This window comes from Streptococcus infantis (assembly GCF_964243025.1).
GTDB lineage: Bacteria > Bacillota > Bacilli > Lactobacillales > Streptococcaceae > Streptococcus > Streptococcus infantis_N.
Genome location: NZ_CAXTDJ010000009.1, coordinates 19,410 through 36,369 on the forward strand (window position 1 = coordinate 19,410; position 16,960 = coordinate 36,369).

Consider the following 16,960-nt stretch of genomic DNA (forward strand, 5'->3'; position numbering starts at 1 on the left):
AAACTCAATGACAAATTTTGACGTTCTTGACAATCAATTTTTATCGTTATCTGAAAACGAATTATCTGATATTGATGGTGGTCTCGCTCCCTTAGTTATCTTTGGAGTAGCAGTATCTTGGAAAGCTATTGCAGGTAGAACAGCACTTGTAGGTTCTGGTTTGGCTGCTGGTTATTTTTTAGGAGATTAGAATGATTAAAGGTTTGGATAAGTATTGTGCAATTTCTAATAAAGAATTGCAAGGAATTAAGGGGGGTTGGCGTAGGTGTTGATATAGCTTTATTTATGGCTGCTTACACTATCGGGAAAGATCTTCGTAAGAAATTTGGCTAAGTCATGCTAGATAAAAATTACATTTTTAGAAGGGTTAACTTTTTTCTCTTCCTCGGCTATTGCTTGCTCTATCTTCTAAATGATTTAAACATAACTAGGGTCTCCTTACCAGTTGATTTATCGGTTTGCATTGTTTTCTTTTTATGTTTCAACATGATTTTTGCTGAGAAAAAAGAGGGGTGTAAAGATGGCAAATCCTTTGACTCTTTTAACCGTCAATGTTAAAATATAATTGAACATTGGTAGGAAAATCAGGTTGAGCCTTTGGCTCTTCAGGCTGTGGTGCTGTCCTTGAGGGTTCGCCTTCTAAATAACCGGAATTGCGATTGATTAGTTCGCCCCCAATGTTATTAGTAGGCTCTTGGCTTTGGTCAAGGGCTTTTTTTCCGACCTAAAACAGAGTCTTTTCAATATTTTCCTTGAATTCTTTCATAAAACTCTTAGACTTTTTGAGAATATTCTTTGGCACGATTAATCTTTCCGTCAAAATTTTTATTTTTTAAATAGTTGATGTAATTATTTTGTTCACCCTGAAAATAAGTCAACAGAGGTTCTTTGTTATCCCTAAGTTGAAGATCTTTCAAGGCAGAGTAATAACATTTCTTATTCAAAACATCTATAATGAAAGGAACAATTCCTTCTTTTAGACACTCCTTAAACAATAGCAAGCGACCCACTCGACCATTCCCATCAGCGAATGGATGGATTTTTTCAAAGTTAGCATGAAAAGTAGTAAGATACTCCAATTCTTTGGCGTTATTTAAGTTATATCCAATTAGTAAGGTCCGCATCTCTTCTTCAACACATTCTACAGGAGTTGTCTCCATATTTCCTACGATATTTGGGAGTAATTTGTAGGTTCCGACAGAAGCAAGAGGGCTATACTCCAAACTGGTTCCACTTTTTAATATTTGATGAATTTTTTTAATATAAGCTTCTGTCAGTGGTTCATTCACAGTATCCAGAATGTAGTCAAAACATTTGAAATGATTTGCCATTTCAATCACATCATCAATTCTGATTCCCCTTTCCCCGATATTTGCGATGATTTTTGTATCATAAATAAAACTAACCTGATTTTCAGTCAGGCTACTGCCTTCTATTTTATTGGAATGATAGGCAAAACGTTTTTGAGTTATATCGTAGATTCCCCCATGAAGTTTTGTGTTACGTTCTTCTAAGAGTCTTTCAATAAGGTCCATTGCATCTCCTATAATATTTTTAAATTGATTCTTTATATACTATCTCAAAAATAGCATCCCAGGATATTTCCCTAATCAAGTTGTTTACTTTGCCCTTACCTGCATTATTCTTAATGGCATCACCAATTTCTTGCATGCCTAGCCCTACAACTTCGGCCATCCATAATTTTAGTTGTAAACTCGGATATTTACGAAACTGTGTTATCCACAAGTCTTCAGCAGTTTTACCTTCATTTTTGATTTTAATTATTGTCTGAGCAAACAATGAAACATATAGATGCCATTTTTGATTTGGTTCACATTTATCATCTAAATTTAAGTCTAAAATCGAGATATCACTTATTTTCCGCAGATAAGATAGTTCATATTCTTCAAATAAATTTTTCTCTATACAGTTTTTGAGAACTTCATAATTTTTTCGATGGTTTTTATGTTTTGAAATAAATTCTCCTTGTGCAGAACAAATTTGGGCGAAATCAATATAACCTCCTTCTGTTTGTCCATATCCTGTTTTCATATATTCATTAGTGATTGGAGGTTTAGCCTCTTTATTAATAAAGTAGTCTCTTACTTGTTTAAATGTCGGTCTCATATCTTCCCTCATTTTTGATAATTTCTATTACACTCTCAATCATATCATTTTTGATAATTTGATATTCTTCATCTGAGATATTTTCAAGATTGTTAATTGTTTCCTGGTATTCTTGATAAAGTTCTTCGTCAATTTCTTTTAGTTCATCAGCTATATCATCTAAAGTTGAAATCATTTTTTCTTCTATTAGCCTCAACTGTGTCTTCATTTCTCGTATATTGTTCTCCCTCATAGTAAAATAGGGTTAGTAATAAAGTAGTTTCAACTGCATCATTCATTTAGTAATTTGCCTTATCTCATTTTTCTTCATTTTATCATTGGCTCTTGACTTCGGTCAAGGGCTTTTTCTTGATTGGTCCATAGTAGCTTTATGGTCTTGGAACAAGGTTCCCCACAATTGTCAAGCTTTTTCAGCCTTCACTTTCTCCGTTCCCCTCTTTTACTAATTCCCCTTTTTATGTTATAATTGAGATAATTGTAACGAATCAAGGTCAATACAGGCAGAAAATGAAATAGAAACAAACAGCTTCAAGCTGGTAATTTTTTGAATACAGCTGACCTGAAAACAGAAAGGAAACACATGATTTACAAAGTTTTTTATCAAGAAACAAAAGACCGTAGCCCACGTCGTGAAACAACACGCTCACTTTACTTAGACATTGATGCCAGCTCAGAACTTGAGGGACGTATCATTGCTCGTGAACTTGTTGAAAAAAACCGTCCAGAATTCAACGTTGAATATATCGAGCTCTTGTCAGACAAATTGCTAGACTACGAAAAAGAAACTGGCGCATTCGAAATTACGGAGTTCTAATATGGCCTATACTCTTAAACCAGAAGAAGTGGGCGTTTTTGCCATTGGTGGTCTAGGAGAAATCGGTAAAAATACATACGGAATCGAATACCAAGACGAAATCATCATCGTTGATGCAGGGATTAAATTCCCCGAGGATGACTTGCTTGGTATCGACTACGTTATCCCTGATTACTCTTACATTGTCGAAAATATCGACCGCGTCAAGGCTCTCTTGATTACACACGGACACGAGGACCATATTGGTGGGATTCCTTTCTTGCTCAAGCAAGCAAATATCCCTATCTATGCAGGTCCACTAGCCCTCGCTTTGATCCGTGGAAAACTCGAAGAGCATGGCCTTTTGCGCAATGCCACACTTCACGAAATCAACCACAACACTGAGTTGACCTTTAAAAATCTTAAAGCAACTTTCTTTAGAACAACTCACTCGATCCCAGAACCTTTGGGAATTGTTATCCACACACCTCAAGGAAAAATCGTTTGTACCGGTGACTTCAAGTTTGACTTTACACCAGTTGGTGAACCTGCAGACTTGCACCGTATGGCAGCCCTAGGTGAAGACGGAGTGCTTTGCTTACTCTCTGACTCGACAAATGCTGAAGTGCCAACCTTTACAAACTCTGAAAAAGTCGTTGGTCAGTCTATTATGAAGATTATTCAAGGTATCGAGGGACGTATCATCTTTGCATCCTTTGCCTCAAATATCTTCCGTCTCCAACAAGCGACTGATGCCGCTGTTAAAACAGGTCGTAAGATTGCTGTCTTTGGACGTTCTATGGAAAAAGCCATTGTCAACGGAATCGAACTTGGCTACATCAAAGCGCCAAAGGGAACCTTCATCGAACCAAATGAAATCAAAGACTATCCTGCAGGTGAAATTCTTATCCTTTGTACAGGTAGCCAGGGCGAACCTATGGCGGCTCTCTCTCGAATCGCTAACGGAACCCACCGTCAAGTGCAACTCCAACCTGGCGATACGGTTATCTTCTCATCTAGTCCAATCCCAGGAAACACCACTAGCGTTAACAAGCTGATTAACATCATTTCTGAAGCTGGTGTTGAAGTCATCCATGGTAAGATTAACAACATCCATACATCTGGACACGGTGGTCAACAAGAGCAAAAACTCATGCTTCGCCTCATCAAACCAAAATACTTCATGCCTGTTCACGGTGAATATCGCATGCAAAAAGTCCACGCTGGACTTGCCGTAGATACTGGAGTTGAAAAAGACAATATCTTTATCATGAGCAATGGTGATGTCCTTGCCCTTACTGCAAACTCTGCTCGTATCGCTGGTCATTTCAATGCTCAGGATATCTACGTCGATGGAAATCGGATCGGCGAAATCGGTGCAACAGTCCTAAAAGACCGCCGAGACCTATCCGAAGACGGTGTCGTACTTGCTGTCGCAACGGTAGACTTTGAGTCTCAGATGATTATTTCTGGACCAGATATCCTTAGTCGTGGTTTCGTCTACATGCGCGAATCTGGCGACTTGATCCGTCAAAGTCAGCGTATCCTTTTCAATGCTATTCGTATCGCTTTGAAAAACAAGGATGCCAGCGTCCAATCAGTCAATGGTGCTATCGTAAACGCCATTCGACCATTCCTCTACGAAAACACTGAACGTGAACCAATCATCATTCCGATGATTCTCACACCAGATGAAGAATAATAAAAAATTCTCTGAAATCCTATGACTTCAGAGAATTTTTTATTATTTAACGACAATTTCGTAACGAGTTTTGCTAGTGAAAGTTTCACCTGCTTTTAGAATGACTTGATCTTTCAGGTCACTGTGAATAGCATCTGGTAAAGCCTGTGCTTCAAGAGCAATTCCATTGTGCTGCATCATTGGCTGACCCGCAATAATGACACTATCATCGACAAAGTTTGCTGTGTAAACTACAAAGCAAGGAGCTTCTGTTTTAAAGAGTAAGAAGCGACCTGAACCTTGGTCATAGAGGAAACCAGCATTATCATGTCCTGCAGGCAGAGCAAATGGGTGGTCTAAACCAGATACGAGTTGGATTTGCTCATCTTCGTCTGCAAAGATATCTTTCAACAAGGCGCCATTGTAGATATGTTTAACCACATCACGATCAGCATCTGGAGCTTTAGCTGGGACACCGTCAGGAGCGATTGGATAAATACCTTCTGTATTCAGTTGGAAAACATGGCGGTCAATAGTCTGAGTGAAATCACCTGACAAGTTAAAGTAGCTATGGTTGGTCGGATTGACCAAAGTATCTTTGTCTGTCGTTACCTTGTAGCTGACTTCGTAAGCACCAGTTTCTTCCAAGTGGTAGCTAATCCAAATTTTAAGGTTTCCAGGGAAACCTCCTGTCCCGTCTGTTCTTTCTGTGTAAAGAGTCAAACCATGGTCGCTCACCTCGACTAGCTCAAACAAACTAGAATCCCAACCTGTTGAACCACTGTGGTTACAGTTGCTTGCGTTATTGACTTCGAGTTCATAGGTTTTCCCGTTCAATTCGAATGTCGCACCTGCGATACGACCTGCAACTGGACCTACACTCGCTCCATGTTTAGGACTGTTACCTACATAGCTGTCAAAATCATCAAAGCCTAGGATAACATTGGCAAAATTACCAGCCTTATCAGGAGTTACATAGCGTAGAATCGTTGCACCATAGGTCATGATTTCTAGTTGGTAGCCTGCTTCTGTTTCAAAGCGATAAGCGACAACATCCTTGTCATCAACTTTCCCAAATACACGTTCTGTGTATGTTTTCATCCTTTTCTCCTTATTATTTGAATTCGTGAATAATAACACCTTGAACGACGCGGTTCACTGTACCTGTAGGTGATGGTGTATCTGGTCTATTTCCAACCTTAAGCGAAGTCAAGAGAGCAAATAATTGACCATAAACAATATAAGGGAATACACGGTAAACGTCATTCAAGACACCGCCACAGCCAAGTGCTACTTCCTTAACGTTTTCAAGACCAAAGGCTTGATCACTCAAGAGAACAACGCGACGAGCGATTTGGTCCCCTGCAACTTCACGAACCAAGTCTAAGTCGTACTTACGAGTATAGTCTGTTGTAGAACCAAAGACTAAAACTACAGTATCTTCATTGATAAGAGATTTTGGGCCGTGACGGAAGCCGACTGGACTTTCATACATTGTCGCAACCTGACCAGCAGTCAATTCCAAAATTTTCAGTTGTGCCTCATGAGCAAGTCCGAAGAATGGACCTGCACCTAAGTAAATCACTCGGTTAAAGTCTAGGTCAACCAACTCTTTCACATCTGCCACATTGTCAAGAACTTTACGAGCAAGACTAGAAAGCACTTCAAAACGTTCAGCTTTAACAGCAAATTCAGTTGGATCGAAGACCAAAAGTGCTGTCAACATCATTGAAGTAAAGCTTGATGTCATAGCAAAGCCAGCATCGTTAGAAGCTGCCGGTTGCAAGAGCAAGAGGTTGCGATCGTCACCGTGGGCTTGAAGTGCTAATTTCCCTTCAGCCGCACAAGTGATCGTTACTTGATAAAGCTCGTCAACTAAAACCTTAGCCAAGTCAACGGTTGCTACACTCTCAGGTGAGTTTCCACTACGTGCAAATGATACCAAAACAGTTACCACGTCTTTTTTCAAATAGGTTTGTGGGTTTGCAACGATATCTGTTGTAGCAATAGCATTGAAATTCCATTTACGTTCGTCATAGACTTCCTTGAAGTATGGAACTAAGGTGTCGCCTACATAAGCTGAAGTCCCAGCACCAGTCAGGATAACTTTGATGTAGTCATGTTTATCTGCAATTCCTTTCAAGAAGGCTGCAATTTCATCACGGCGTGCTTGGTAAGATTCAAAAGCTTCCTTCCAAACATCTGGTTGTTGGTAAATTTCACGCGTGGTGATCTCTGCTCCCAACTCAAGCAAATCTTCTTTTGTATAATCTAGCATTGAAAACCTCTAATCTAATATTGTTTCATGATTGAAAACATGGGAATGGGAGTCGCTCCCATTCCCATGTATATTTTCTATAAGATGATTTAACATTTTAATGCAATCACATCTTATACTCAATGAAAATCAAAGAGCAAACTCGGAAGCTAGCCGAAGGCTGTACTCAAGTACGGCAAGGCGAAGCTGACGTGGTTTGAATTTGATTTTTGAAGAGTATTATTCATCTTCATCGTCGTCGAAGCTTGCCAATAAATCATTAACTTTCACAATGCTTTCTGAAGCACGACTCTTATAGTCCGCATCCATGCCAGTTAGGCTTGCATTGATAAACTCAATGACCATTGGAAGGTTCATTCCTGCATAAAGTTCAATGTCGCGACCTTCCATAATCAAACGGCTCACCACGTTACATGGAGTTCCGCCAAGAAGATCCGCAAAGACTAGGAAATCATCCAATCCTTCAACAGCAGCTTCAAATTTAGCAGTAAATTCTTCTGGTCCATCTTCTGGAAGAAGAGCAACCGCATGAATGTTGTCTTGTGGTCCCATAATCATCTCTGTGCTACCTTTAAGTTCTTCACAGAAACGACCGTGGCTCACTAAAATCAATGATTTACTCATAAATTATGCGCCCATTCCAAGTAAGAATTTACCGATGAATGAAAGTCCAACAGCAAGAGCAATGATAATACCGATTGCTTTAGTTGAGTTCATACCTTTCTTACCAAGCAACCAGAAGATGAATGCTGTGAAGATTGCTGGAAGCAAGCGTGGGAAGATTGAGTTCAAGATATCTTGGAAGTCAATCATTTTCTCACCGATTGGCAATTTGTATGAAATTTCAAAGTTGATCATTGTTGCTACAAGAGCACCCATCATGAATACACCAAGAACAGATGCAGCTTCAATCAAAGCTGTCAAAGTGCTTTGCATGTTGTTGATAAGGTTAACCCCTTCTTTGTAGGCAAATTCCAACTGTTTCCAACGGAAGATGTCATACGCTACTGCAACTGCAATCCAAAGGAAGATACCCCAAGGTTGACCAGCGATAGCCATTGTTGCAGCGATAGATCCCATGATAGCAGGTACAAGTGAACCAAAGATTGTATCTCCAAGAGGAGCGAATGGTCCCATCAAACCTGTCTTGATACCGTTAACCGCATCTTTTGAACCAACGCCATCTTTTTCTTCCATAGCAAGGTCAAAACCAGCAATAATTGTGTGGAAGAATGGTGAAGTGTTGAAGAATTGAGTATGAACTTTCATCATTTCTTTCAACTCAGGAGTTCCATCTCCATACATTTTACGCAATTGTGGCAAGATCATGTAAAGGTAACCTGATGCTTGCATACGCTCATAGTTCCATCCCAATTGGAAAGTGAACAAGCTACGTTTGTTAATTTGATTAAAATCTTCTTTTGTTAATTTGTAATTAGAATTCGTCATCTTCAATTTCCCCACTTTCTGATGGTGTAGAAGGTGCTGCTACAGCAACTTTTTGGCTGTTCTTGAAGTGAACAACTGCAAGGAAGATACCCACGATAGAGATACCGATCATAGACAATCCTTTGAAGTTGTTTGCAAAGCCAATTTTTTCAGCAACGTCAGCAGGAAGAGTGCCAATGATACCAGCAACTGCTCCACCAAGACCTGTTACGTATGAGTAAAGTACAGTCAACATAGCTGTCAAACCGAATCCCATAGCAAGGTAGTGAAGGTTACGTTTAACTGGAAGGTAACGAAGCAAGATAGCGAATCCAAGACCTGGAAGCATACGACCTGCAAGAGTCAAACCGTCTGCAACCCATTGGTATTCTTTAACAAGGTTTACAACACCTTGTACGAATTCTCCACCGAAAGCAAGGGCGAAGAATACTGGAAGGGCACGAGAAGCAGCCCATGGAAGCGCACCAAGAAGGTAGTTACGTTCGATAGCTTTATAGTCAAAGCGTTCGATCGCAGCATCAATACGGTGTGCGAAGAATGTAGTAGTCATACGACCAAGTACGTCGAAGTAAGTCAAAAGTGCCGCTACTGGTACAGCGATTGTAGTGATCGCAAGGTCTGTTTCGATTCCTTGTGAAACTGAGAAAGCAGTCGCAAGAACCGCACCAGAAGTTGCGTCGATACGAGAAGCACCACCGAAGGTACCTACCCCAAGTACGAACAACTGCAAGCTACCACCGATAAACAAACCAGTTGTCAAATCTCCCATGACTAAACCAGTAATGAAACCAGCGAATACAGGCGAACCTGCAGAAGAAACGATCGTCAACTCATCACAGATTTGATAAGCTGAGTACAAAGTGAGAAGTAAAATTTGCCACCATTGTATCATAACAATGACCTCCTAAAAATTTTTTCCTATTTTAATAAGCTCAAAAAGTCTGAAACTGGATCATTTGGAACCATTTGAGCAGTAAGTTTTACACCTTTTTCCGCCAATTTGTGGAAATCTTCTACGTCTTTATCTACAACGTTGATAGAACGTGTGATAGCACGAGTTTCTGGTGTTTGAGACATGTTGCCGACATTGACAGTTTCAAGTGGCACACCTGCTTCTACCAAACCGAGGAAACGGTCAGGTTTGCGTGCTACAATCAAAAGACGTTGGCTATCATATTTACCAGCAAGGATATTCGCTGCTGCTTTATCAACTGGCAAAATACTAAGTTTTACACCTGGTGGTGTTGCAAGTTTCAAGCCGCTTTTTTCAACATCGTTGTTCACAACTTCATTGTCAACGACCATGATACGTGAAACATTCAGTTTAGCAGACCAAAGGTTTGCTACTTGTCCGTGAATTAAGCGCCCATCTATACGGCATCCTACAATTGTCATAAGTTTTCCCCCTTTATTTGTTTTAGTGTAGGTTTACGAGTTAAATGTATGTGTTCTTTATATTCCCCTTCAGTTTCAAAGATAATGATGCGGTTGGCACCTTCCTTGAGATAGCTGTGTGGAATATATAGAGATAAGGTTGGACCGACATTCCAGAAACGACCTAGATTGTGTCCGTTGATATAAGCAATCCCTTTACCAAACTCAGATAAGTCTAAGTAGGTATCCTTTGGCGCCTCAACTGCAAAGTCATAAGCGTAAAAGGCAGGTTGCCCGTCTGTCCATCCTTTTGAGAAATCAATCTTCTCAGGATTATCAAGCGGAAGCGGATAGTGTTTCCAATTGAGCAAGAAATGCAGATCTTTACAAACACCTGTGCGAATTCCTTTTCGCTGGGTATCTGCTAAGAATTTGTGTCCATAGTTGACACGTCCCATATTTTCAATGAGTATATCAATGTTGGAGAGCGCTTTCTTTTTCCCTTGACAAAAAGTATCTTCACCGATTTCTGTTTGGTACTGTGTTGCCACTCGTTTACCATCGATAAAGAGTTGAGCTCTATCTCGCCCGTCAATAATTCGAATGCGTTCTTCATCTGCATCCCAACTAACTTCCGTACGATAGAGTAGATATCCGTATCCTTGCCCCAGCTCTTCCATTTTCTTAGGATAGAGACTTTCAATCGGACTCGTTAAGGAATCTAAGGTTTCAAACAAGGAAACTTTCTCAACTAGCGGAATCGCTTTAACTTCCATACTTTCCTTGTGAAGTGAATCAGATTGTGGATACTCAGGATAGTAAGTCGCCATCATTTCTTTCACTGCGTAATATTTAGCAGTTGGGTTTCCAGCTTCATCAAGAAGAGCGTCATAATCATAAGATGTTACTTGTGGTAAATCAATGGTTCCTCGAGCTGAACAACCATTCATAAAACCAAAGTTTGTTCCACCGTGGAACATGTAAAGGTTGATAGAGCCTTGCTCTAAAACCTCGTGGACAGCTTCTGCTAATTCCTCAGGTTCACGCTTGATGATTGGTTCTTTCCATCGATTGAACCAGCCATCCCAGAATTCCATACACATGAGTGGCCATTTCTTGCCATGCTCATCAAAGAATTCTTGCATTTGTGAGAAATTATAAGCAGCCTTGGAACCAAAGTTCCCTGTCACAAAAAGATCATCCTCAATTAAGGTTCCAGCCTTAAGAGTTGCTCGCCATGGTCCATCTGATGTGAAAAGCGGACAAGTAACTGCTCGTTCTTCCATCAAACGTCGAATTTCCCTCAAGTAGGTCTTGTCCTCGCCATAGGATCCGTACTCATTTTCGACTTGCATCATGAGAATGTTCCCACCGTTTTCCAATAATCTCGGAACTAGACGTGGAAGTAACTGATCATAGTAGCGACCAACCATGTCAATGAAAGCCGGGTCAGATGACCGAATTCTCATATCCTTGGTCAAGAGCCATGCTGGTAAACCACCGAATTCCCACTCTGCACAGATAAATGGAGAAGGACGTACAATTGCATATAAGCCCAAATCTTGTGCAGTTTGAAGAAATCTCTCTAAATCAAGATTGCCTTCAAAGTTAAAGTGACCTTCAGCAGGTTCATGCATGTTCCAAGCAACATAAGTCTCAACCGTATTGAAACCTAGTGCCTTGAGGTTATACAATGAATGATGCCAATCTTCCGCAGGAACTCTAAAATAATGAATGGCCCCAGACAAAATCTTGAACGGTTTCCCATCCAGATAGAAATCATCTTTAATTTCAAATCTTGCCATTCTTCCTCCCCTAAAAGCGAAAAGTTTGCGCTTTCATGTATTGTTATATCAACTATAAACTAATCGGGGATTAATGTCAATACTTTTTGAAATTTTCTTTAAAATTTTTCTATTTTTTTACTGAATCTTTTCTAAAAATCATCTCAAATCCTATAAAATCAACATTCTGACTTAAGAGCAAAAATACATGGCAAAACACAAATTATTTATATCTATTCTAATTTCTTATTCTGATATTTTAATTTTTTTAAGTGCTTTTCAGCTATTTTTAAGAATTTATGTTAAAATGATAAGTGGAGAAGGAAAAAAATGAGGTGAAAATATGGCAATTCCAAAGTATCAATACATTAAGGATGAATTGAAAAATAAGATCATTTCTGGTCAATTCGCTAGTGGAGATAAGTTCTACACTGAAGCAGAATTGATTTCCATGTATGATGTTAGTTCAATCACAGTAGTTCGTGCCTTGAACGACCTTGCCAAAGACGGATATATTGTCCGCCAACAAGGGAAGGGAACTTTCGTGGCTCGTGCTCGCAAGCATAAACTCGTTGAATTTTCTGATGTAGAAATCTTCGAGACCAAAGACGATAAGGTAACTGTTCTTTCTATCGAACGCGGGAACGATCTTAAATACTTAGAAAAACTCGGCCTACGCGGCGATCAATTCTATTATAAGATTGAACGTGTTCGTGAAACAAATGGTGTTACCTATATCTATCACAGTTCATATATTCCTGAACAATACATCAATGCCAACTATCCAAATCTTGAATACTATAGTTCTATCTATACTCGTTTCAAATTGGACTACCACATTCACATGAATGACGAGCATTTTGAAGAAATTAACGAAATTGTATTTCCGACGCCAGGACATGCCGCTTCTATCCTAGGAATCGACACTAAATTCCCAACTGTTTTCCAAACTAAGACAACTCAGCTCGAAGCAACTGGTCAAGTTTTGGAATACATCGAAACTTATAAACGTTCTGATTTCTACAAAATTAAATTCATCTCTTGTGACCGTGATCACTAATTTTAAAAATCCTGAGGCAACTGTCTCAGGGTTTTTATATACCCATTATAGCATCAGCTCCCTTCCCTGAAAATAGCATTTCGAGCAATTCTATAATTAGTAACCTTTTTACTAAAAAATAGTCAAAATTAGAAAAATATATCTTAATTTATAAATTATTCTATTTTTTATAGTAATTTCCTCAAAAACTTGACTTTATTTTAGTTAGAACATACAATAGAGTTAGTATGTGAAAACGCTATCAAAAATATAAAAGGGGAGGTTTTTTAATGAAACCAGAAAATAAACAGCGCTTCTCTATTCGTAAATATGCAATCGGAGCAGCTTCTGTATTGATTGGCTTTGCCTTTCAGGCTCAAGCCGTTGCTGCTGACGGAGTCGTACCTACTCCAACAGAAAATCAGCCTGCTGTCCAAACCACTGGAGAAGTCACTCCACCAACGAGTGAAGAAAAACTCGAGACTGCTCCAACAACAGAAAATGCGTCTCCAGTGACCCCAGTTGCTCCAGTAACAACTACTGAAGCTCCAAAAGTTGAAGTTGCTCCTGCACCTGCCGTAGCAGAACCAGTCACAGCAGAAGAAACTCCAGCTAAGGCAGAAATTACTGAAGAAGCTAAGAAGACAGAATCTGAAAAAGAAAAAGAAGAAAACAAAGAAGTTACTAAGGTCGAAGCACCTGCAGTCGCTACAGAGCGAGCAGCTCAAGTCAATGAAAAACTGGCTAAAAAGAAAATCGTCTCAATTGATGCTGGACGTAAATACTTCTCTCCAGATCAACTGAAAGAAATCATCGACAAGGCCAAACACTATGGCTATACTGATCTTCACCTTTTAGTCGGAAATGATGGCTTGCGCTTCATGCTTGATGATATGTCTCTAACTGTAGGTGACAAAACTTACGCAAGCGATGATGTCAAACGTGCTGTTGAAAATGGAACCAATGCCTACTACAATGATCCAAACGGTAATCATCTAACTGAAAGCCAAATGACTGACTTGATTGGTTATGCTAAGAATAAAGGAATTGGACTGATTCCAACAGTCAATAGCCCAGGTCATATGGATGCTATCCTCAATGCCATGAAAGAGCTTGGCATTGAAAAACCTAACTTCAACTACTTTGGTAAAGAATCAGAACGTACAGTTGACCTTGACAACGAAAAGGCTGTTGCCTTTACAAAAGCCTTGATTGATAAATACGCGGCTTACTTTGCTGGCAAGTCTGAAATCTTTAACATCGGTTTGGATGAGTATGCTAATGATGCTACTAATGCCAAAGGATGGAGTGTTCTGCAAGCCTATAAATGGTATCCAGAAGATGGTTTCCCAGACAAGGGTTATGATAAATTCATCGCCTATGCTAATGACCTAGCTCGTATCGTCAAATCTCACGGTCTTAAACCAATGGCCTTCAATGACGGTATCTATTATAATAGCGATACTACTTTTGGTACCTTTGACAAAGACATCATCGTGTCTATGTGGACTGGTGGTTGGGGCGGTTACGATGTCGCTTCTTCTAAACTACTAGTTGAAAAAGGGCATGAAATCCTCAACACTAATGATGCTTGGTACTACGTTCTCGGCCGTAATGCTGATGGACAGGGTTGGTATAACCTAGACCAAGGTTTGAACGGTATTAAGAGCACACCGATTACTTCTGTTCCAAAAACTGAAGGTGCCGATATCCCTATCATCGGTGGTATGGTAGCTGCTTGGGCCGATACTCCATCTGCCCGCTACTCTCCATCTCGCCTCTTCAAACTCATGCGTCAATTCGCAAACTCAAATGCTGAATATTTCGCCGCTGACTACGAGTCTGCTGAACAAGCTCTTAAAGAAGTCCCAACTGACCTTAGTCGCTATACTGCAGAAAGTATTGCTGCCGTTAAAGAAGCTGAAAAAGCCATTCGCTCTCTTGATAGCAACCTTAGTCGCGCTGAACAAGATAGCATTGACCAAGCAATTGCAAAACTCCAAGAAGCTGTTAGCAACTTAACCTTCACACCAGAAGCTCAAAAAGAAGAAGATGCCAAACGTGAAGTTGAAAAACTTGCCAAAAACAAGGTTATCTCAATCGATGCTGGACGTAAATACTTCACTCTAGACCAACTCAAACGTATCGTAGATAAAGCCAGCGAACTTGGTTACTCTGACCTTCATCTCCTCCTTGGAAATGACGGACTTCGCTTCCTCTTGGATGACATGACAATCACTGCAAACGGCAAGACCTATGCAAGTGACGATGTAAAAAATGCCATCATTGAAGGAACAAAATCTTACTACGACGATCCAAATGGAACAACTTTGAACCAAGCTGAAATCACTGAGCTTATTCAATATGCTAAGGATAGAGGCATTGGAATCATCCCTGCTATCAACAGTCCTGGCCACATGGATGCTATGCTTGTCGCTATGGAAAAATTGGGCATTGCAAACCCTCAAGCTAACTTTGACAAGGTTTCAAAAACAACCATGGACCTTGAAAACGAAGAAGCAATGAACTTTACAAAAGCCCTTATCGGCAAATACATGGACTTCTTTGCAGGCAAGACTAAGATCTTTAACTATGGTACAGACGAGTATGCCAACGATGCTACTAACGCTCAAGGTTGGTACTACCTCAAGTGGTATGGACTCTATGGTAAGTTTGCAGATTATGCTAATAGTCTAGCTGCCATGGCTAAAGAAAAAGGTCTACAACCAATGGCCTTTAACGATGGTTTCTACTATGAAGATAAGGACGATGTTGAGTTTGATAAAGATGTTATCATCTCTTACTGGTCTAAAGGTTGGTGGGGTTATAACCTTGCATCTCCTCAATATCTAGCAAGCAAGGGCTATAAGTTCCTTAACACTAATGGAGATTGGTACTATATCCTCGGTCAAAAACCAGAAGATGGTGGCGGCTTCCTCAAGAAAGCTATCGAAAACACTGAAAAAACTCCATTTAACCAGCTAGCTTCAACTAAATATCCTGAGGTTGATTTACCTACTGTTGGTAGTATGGTAGCTATCTGGGCAGATAGACCAAGCGCTGAGTACAAAGAAGAAGAAATCTTTGAGCTCATGACTGCATTTGCAGATCACAACAAAGACTACTTCCGTGCCGATTACAAGGCTCTACGCGAGGAACTTGCTCAAATCCCTGAAAACTTAGAAGGATATAGCACAGAAAGCCTCGATGCTCTCAAGGCTGCTAAAGAAGCACTGAACTACAATCTCAACCGTAATAAACAAGCTGAGTTGGATACACTTGTAGCTAACCTTAAAGCAGCAAGACTTGGCCTCAAACCAGCTGCAACTCACTCAGGAAGCCTTGATGAAAATGAAGTTGCTGCCAACGTTGAAAACCGACCAGAGCTTATCACAAGAACGGAAGAAATCCCATTTGAGACTGTTAAGAAGGAAAACCCTAACCTTCCAGCAGGACAAGAAAAAGTTGTCACTGAAGGTGCCAAAGGTGAACGTACAATCTACGTCTCAGTTACTACTGAAAATGGTAAGGAAACCGAAACAGTTCTTGAAGAAAAAGTCACAAAAGAAGCTGTCAATCAAGTGATTGAAGTTGGAGCTCCTGTCACTCATGTCGGCGACGAAGAAGGAGTTGCTCCTGTTGCAGATGCCAAACCACGTGTTGTGATTGAGGACGAAGAAATTCCGTTTACAACTATCACTCGTGAAACTGATGCATTGCCTAAGGGAGAAACTCGTGTCGTAACTGAAGGTGTTAAGGGACGTCGTAGTCATTTCTACTCTGTGTCTACTGCTGCTGACGGAAGCGAAGTGAAAACATTGGTTACTAGTGTTGTCGCTCAAGAACCAGTTACTCAAATCATCGAAGTTGGAACTCCTGTAACTCATGTCGGCGACGAAGAAGGAGTTGCTCCTGTTGCAGATGCCAAACCACGTGTTGTCATCGAGGACGAAGAAATTCCGTTTACAACTATCACTCGTGAAACTGATGCATTACCTAAGGGAGAAACTCGTGTCGTAACTGAAGGTGTTAAGGGACGTCGTAGTCATTTCTACTCTGTGTCTACTGCTGCTGACGGAAGCGAAGTGAAAACATTGGTTACTAGTGTTGTCGCTCAAGAACCAGTTACTCAAATCATCGAAGTTGGAACTCCTGTAACTCATGTCGGCGACGAAGAAGGAGTTGCTCCTGTTGCAGATGCCAAACCACGTGTTGTCATCGAGGACGAAGAAATTCCGTTTACAACTATCACTCGTGAAACTGATGCATTACCTAAGGGAGAAAATCGTGTCGTAACTGAAGGTGTTAAGGGACGTCGTAGTCATTTCTACTCTGTGTCTACTGCTGCTGACGGAAGTGAAGTGAAAACATTGGTGACTAGCGTTGTTGCTCAAGAACCAGTTACTCAAATCATCGAAGTTGGGACTCCTGTAAC

Annotated in this window: 15 protein-coding genes and 1 pseudogene; 6 read left to right on the forward strand and 10 right to left on the reverse strand. The window is 40.3% G+C overall.

The genetic code is table 11. The features are described from left to right. Nucleotides 1-7 precede the first annotated feature (7 nt). Both cibA and ACESNQ_RS08430 read left to right on the forward strand, forming a co-directional pair. Entirely contained in the window at nucleotides 8-190 is a 183-nt protein-coding gene (cibA, locus tag ACESNQ_RS08425; RefSeq protein ID WP_373076161.1) for a fratricide two-peptide bacteriocin subunit CibA, read from the forward strand. 1 nt (nucleotide 191) lies between these two features. Beyond that, nucleotides 192-333, forward strand: a pseudogene (locus ACESNQ_RS08430) (bacteriocin). A gap of 440 nt (nucleotides 334-773) precedes the next feature. Here the strand turns inward: ACESNQ_RS08430 and ACESNQ_RS08435 are convergent. The 3 genes from ACESNQ_RS08435 to ACESNQ_RS08445 are packed head-to-tail and all read right to left on the reverse strand — an operon-like array spanning nucleotide 774 to nucleotide 2,335. Further along, a complete protein-coding gene (locus ACESNQ_RS08435) occupies nucleotides 774-1,535 on the reverse strand; it encodes a Fic family protein (protein WP_373076163.1) in 762 nt (253 codons plus the stop codon). Between the two features lie 19 nt (nucleotides 1,536-1,554). After that, complete coding sequence (locus tag ACESNQ_RS08440) at nucleotides 1,555-2,127, reverse strand: hypothetical protein (protein WP_373076165.1); 573 nt, start codon at nucleotides 2,125-2,127, stop codon at nucleotides 1,555-1,557. After that, nucleotides 2,111-2,335 (reverse strand): hypothetical protein, encoded by a 225-nt coding sequence (locus tag ACESNQ_RS08445; RefSeq protein WP_373076167.1) that lies wholly within the window; start codon nucleotides 2,333-2,335, stop codon nucleotides 2,111-2,113. Before ACESNQ_RS08445 ends, ACESNQ_RS08440 begins: the two co-directional genes overlap by 17 nt. Before the next feature lie 372 nt (nucleotides 2,336-2,707). Between ACESNQ_RS08445 and ACESNQ_RS08450 the strand changes: the two genes are divergently transcribed. Both ACESNQ_RS08450 and rnjA read left to right on the forward strand, forming a co-directional pair. Then, on the forward strand, nucleotides 2,708-2,941 hold the full coding sequence (locus ACESNQ_RS08450; RefSeq protein ID WP_006149161.1) for a DNA-dependent RNA polymerase subunit epsilon: 234 nt from the start codon (nucleotides 2,708-2,710) through the stop codon (nucleotides 2,939-2,941). A 1-nt stretch (nucleotide 2,942) separates the two neighbouring features. Beyond that, entirely contained in the window at nucleotides 2,943-4,622 is a 1,680-nt protein-coding gene (gene rnjA, locus ACESNQ_RS08455; RefSeq protein ID WP_373076169.1) for a ribonuclease J1, read from the forward strand. 42 nt (nucleotides 4,623-4,664) lie between these two features. Here rnjA and ACESNQ_RS08460 read toward each other — a convergent pair whose 3' ends face one another. The 7 genes from ACESNQ_RS08460 to ACESNQ_RS08490 form a co-directional block, all read right to left on the reverse strand. Then, nucleotides 4,665-5,702, reverse strand: a complete 1,038-nt coding sequence (locus tag ACESNQ_RS08460; RefSeq protein ID WP_373076171.1) for an aldose epimerase family protein — start codon at nucleotides 5,700-5,702, stop codon at nucleotides 4,665-4,667. 13 nt (nucleotides 5,703-5,715) lie between these two features. Continuing rightward, nucleotides 5,716-6,879, reverse strand: a complete 1,164-nt coding sequence (locus tag ACESNQ_RS08465) for an SIS domain-containing protein (protein WP_373076173.1) — start codon at nucleotides 6,877-6,879, stop codon at nucleotides 5,716-5,718. Nucleotides 6,880-7,098: 219 nt separating this feature from the next. After that, nucleotides 7,099-7,503, reverse strand: a complete 405-nt coding sequence (locus ACESNQ_RS08470; protein WP_373076175.1) for a PTS sugar transporter subunit IIA — start codon at nucleotides 7,501-7,503, stop codon at nucleotides 7,099-7,101. Nucleotides 7,504-7,506: 3 nt separating this feature from the next. Next, complete coding sequence (locus ACESNQ_RS08475; protein ID WP_000185292.1) at nucleotides 7,507-8,328, reverse strand: PTS system mannose/fructose/sorbose family transporter subunit IID; 822 nt, start codon at nucleotides 8,326-8,328, stop codon at nucleotides 7,507-7,509. Beyond that, nucleotides 8,315-9,220 carry a PTS mannose/fructose/sorbose/N-acetylgalactosamine transporter subunit IIC gene (locus ACESNQ_RS08480; protein WP_247913273.1) on the reverse strand — a complete coding sequence of 302 codons (906 nt, stop codon included), beginning with the start codon at nucleotides 9,218-9,220 and terminating at the stop codon, nucleotides 8,315-8,317. The genes ACESNQ_RS08475 and ACESNQ_RS08480 overlap by 14 nt, the downstream gene beginning before the upstream one ends. Before the next feature lie 26 nt (nucleotides 9,221-9,246). Beyond that, nucleotides 9,247-9,723, reverse strand: coding sequence for a PTS sugar transporter subunit IIB (locus ACESNQ_RS08485; RefSeq protein WP_006149635.1), 477 nt, complete (start codon nucleotides 9,721-9,723; stop codon nucleotides 9,247-9,249). Beyond that, nucleotides 9,720-11,507 carry a glycoside hydrolase family 35 protein gene (locus tag ACESNQ_RS08490; RefSeq protein WP_373076178.1) on the reverse strand — a complete coding sequence of 596 codons (1,788 nt, stop codon included), beginning with the start codon at nucleotides 11,505-11,507 and terminating at the stop codon, nucleotides 9,720-9,722. Before ACESNQ_RS08490 ends, ACESNQ_RS08485 begins: the two co-directional genes overlap by 4 nt. Nucleotides 11,508-11,829: 322 nt before the next feature. On the opposite strand from ACESNQ_RS08490, the gene ACESNQ_RS08495 reads away from it, so the two are divergent. Then, the gene (locus ACESNQ_RS08495; protein ID WP_373076180.1) at nucleotides 11,830-12,546 is read left to right on the forward strand and encodes a GntR family transcriptional regulator; all 717 of its coding nucleotides are present in this window, start codon (nucleotides 11,830-11,832) and stop codon (nucleotides 12,544-12,546) included. Nucleotides 12,547-12,815: 269 nt separating this feature from the next. Then, nucleotides 12,816-16,960 (forward strand): G5 domain-containing protein (locus ACESNQ_RS08500; protein WP_373076182.1); only part of this gene is annotated, 4,145 nt, incomplete at its 3' end.

Excerpts from the sequence above, each read along its gene's own strand:
- cibA (WP_373076161.1), top strand. The coding sequence starts at position 8 with ATGACAAATTTTGACGTTCTTGACAATCAATTTTTATCGTTATCTGAA.
- ACESNQ_RS08435 (WP_373076163.1), bottom strand. The coding sequence starts at position 1,535 with ATGGACCTTATTGAAAGACTCTTAGAAGAACGTAACACAAAACTTCAT.
- ACESNQ_RS08440 (WP_373076165.1), bottom strand. The coding sequence starts at position 2,127 with ATGAGACCGACATTTAAACAAGTAAGAGACTACTTTATTAATAAAGAG.
- ACESNQ_RS08445 (WP_373076167.1), bottom strand. The coding sequence starts at position 2,335 with ATGAAGACACAGTTGAGGCTAATAGAAGAAAAAATGATTTCAACTTTA.
- ACESNQ_RS08450 (WP_006149161.1), top strand. The coding sequence starts at position 2,708 with ATGATTTACAAAGTTTTTTATCAAGAAACAAAAGACCGTAGCCCACGT.
- rnjA (WP_373076169.1), top strand. The coding sequence starts at position 2,943 with ATGGCCTATACTCTTAAACCAGAAGAAGTGGGCGTTTTTGCCATTGGT.
- ACESNQ_RS08460 (WP_373076171.1), bottom strand. The coding sequence starts at position 5,702 with ATGAAAACATACACAGAACGTGTATTTGGGAAAGTTGATGACAAGGAT.
- ACESNQ_RS08465 (WP_373076173.1), bottom strand. The coding sequence starts at position 6,879 with ATGCTAGATTATACAAAAGAAGATTTGCTTGAGTTGGGAGCAGAGATC.
- ACESNQ_RS08470 (WP_373076175.1), bottom strand. The coding sequence starts at position 7,503 with ATGAGTAAATCATTGATTTTAGTGAGCCACGGTCGTTTCTGTGAAGAA.
- ACESNQ_RS08475 (WP_000185292.1), bottom strand. The coding sequence starts at position 8,328 with ATGACGAATTCTAATTACAAATTAACAAAAGAAGATTTTAATCAAATT.
- ACESNQ_RS08480 (WP_247913273.1), bottom strand. The coding sequence starts at position 9,220 with ATGATACAATGGTGGCAAATTTTACTTCTCACTTTGTACTCAGCTTAT.
- ACESNQ_RS08485 (WP_006149635.1), bottom strand. The coding sequence starts at position 9,723 with ATGACAATTGTAGGATGCCGTATAGATGGGCGCTTAATTCACGGACAA.
- ACESNQ_RS08490 (WP_373076178.1), bottom strand. The coding sequence starts at position 11,507 with ATGGCAAGATTTGAAATTAAAGATGATTTCTATCTGGATGGGAAACCG.
- ACESNQ_RS08495 (WP_373076180.1), top strand. The coding sequence starts at position 11,830 with ATGGCAATTCCAAAGTATCAATACATTAAGGATGAATTGAAAAATAAG.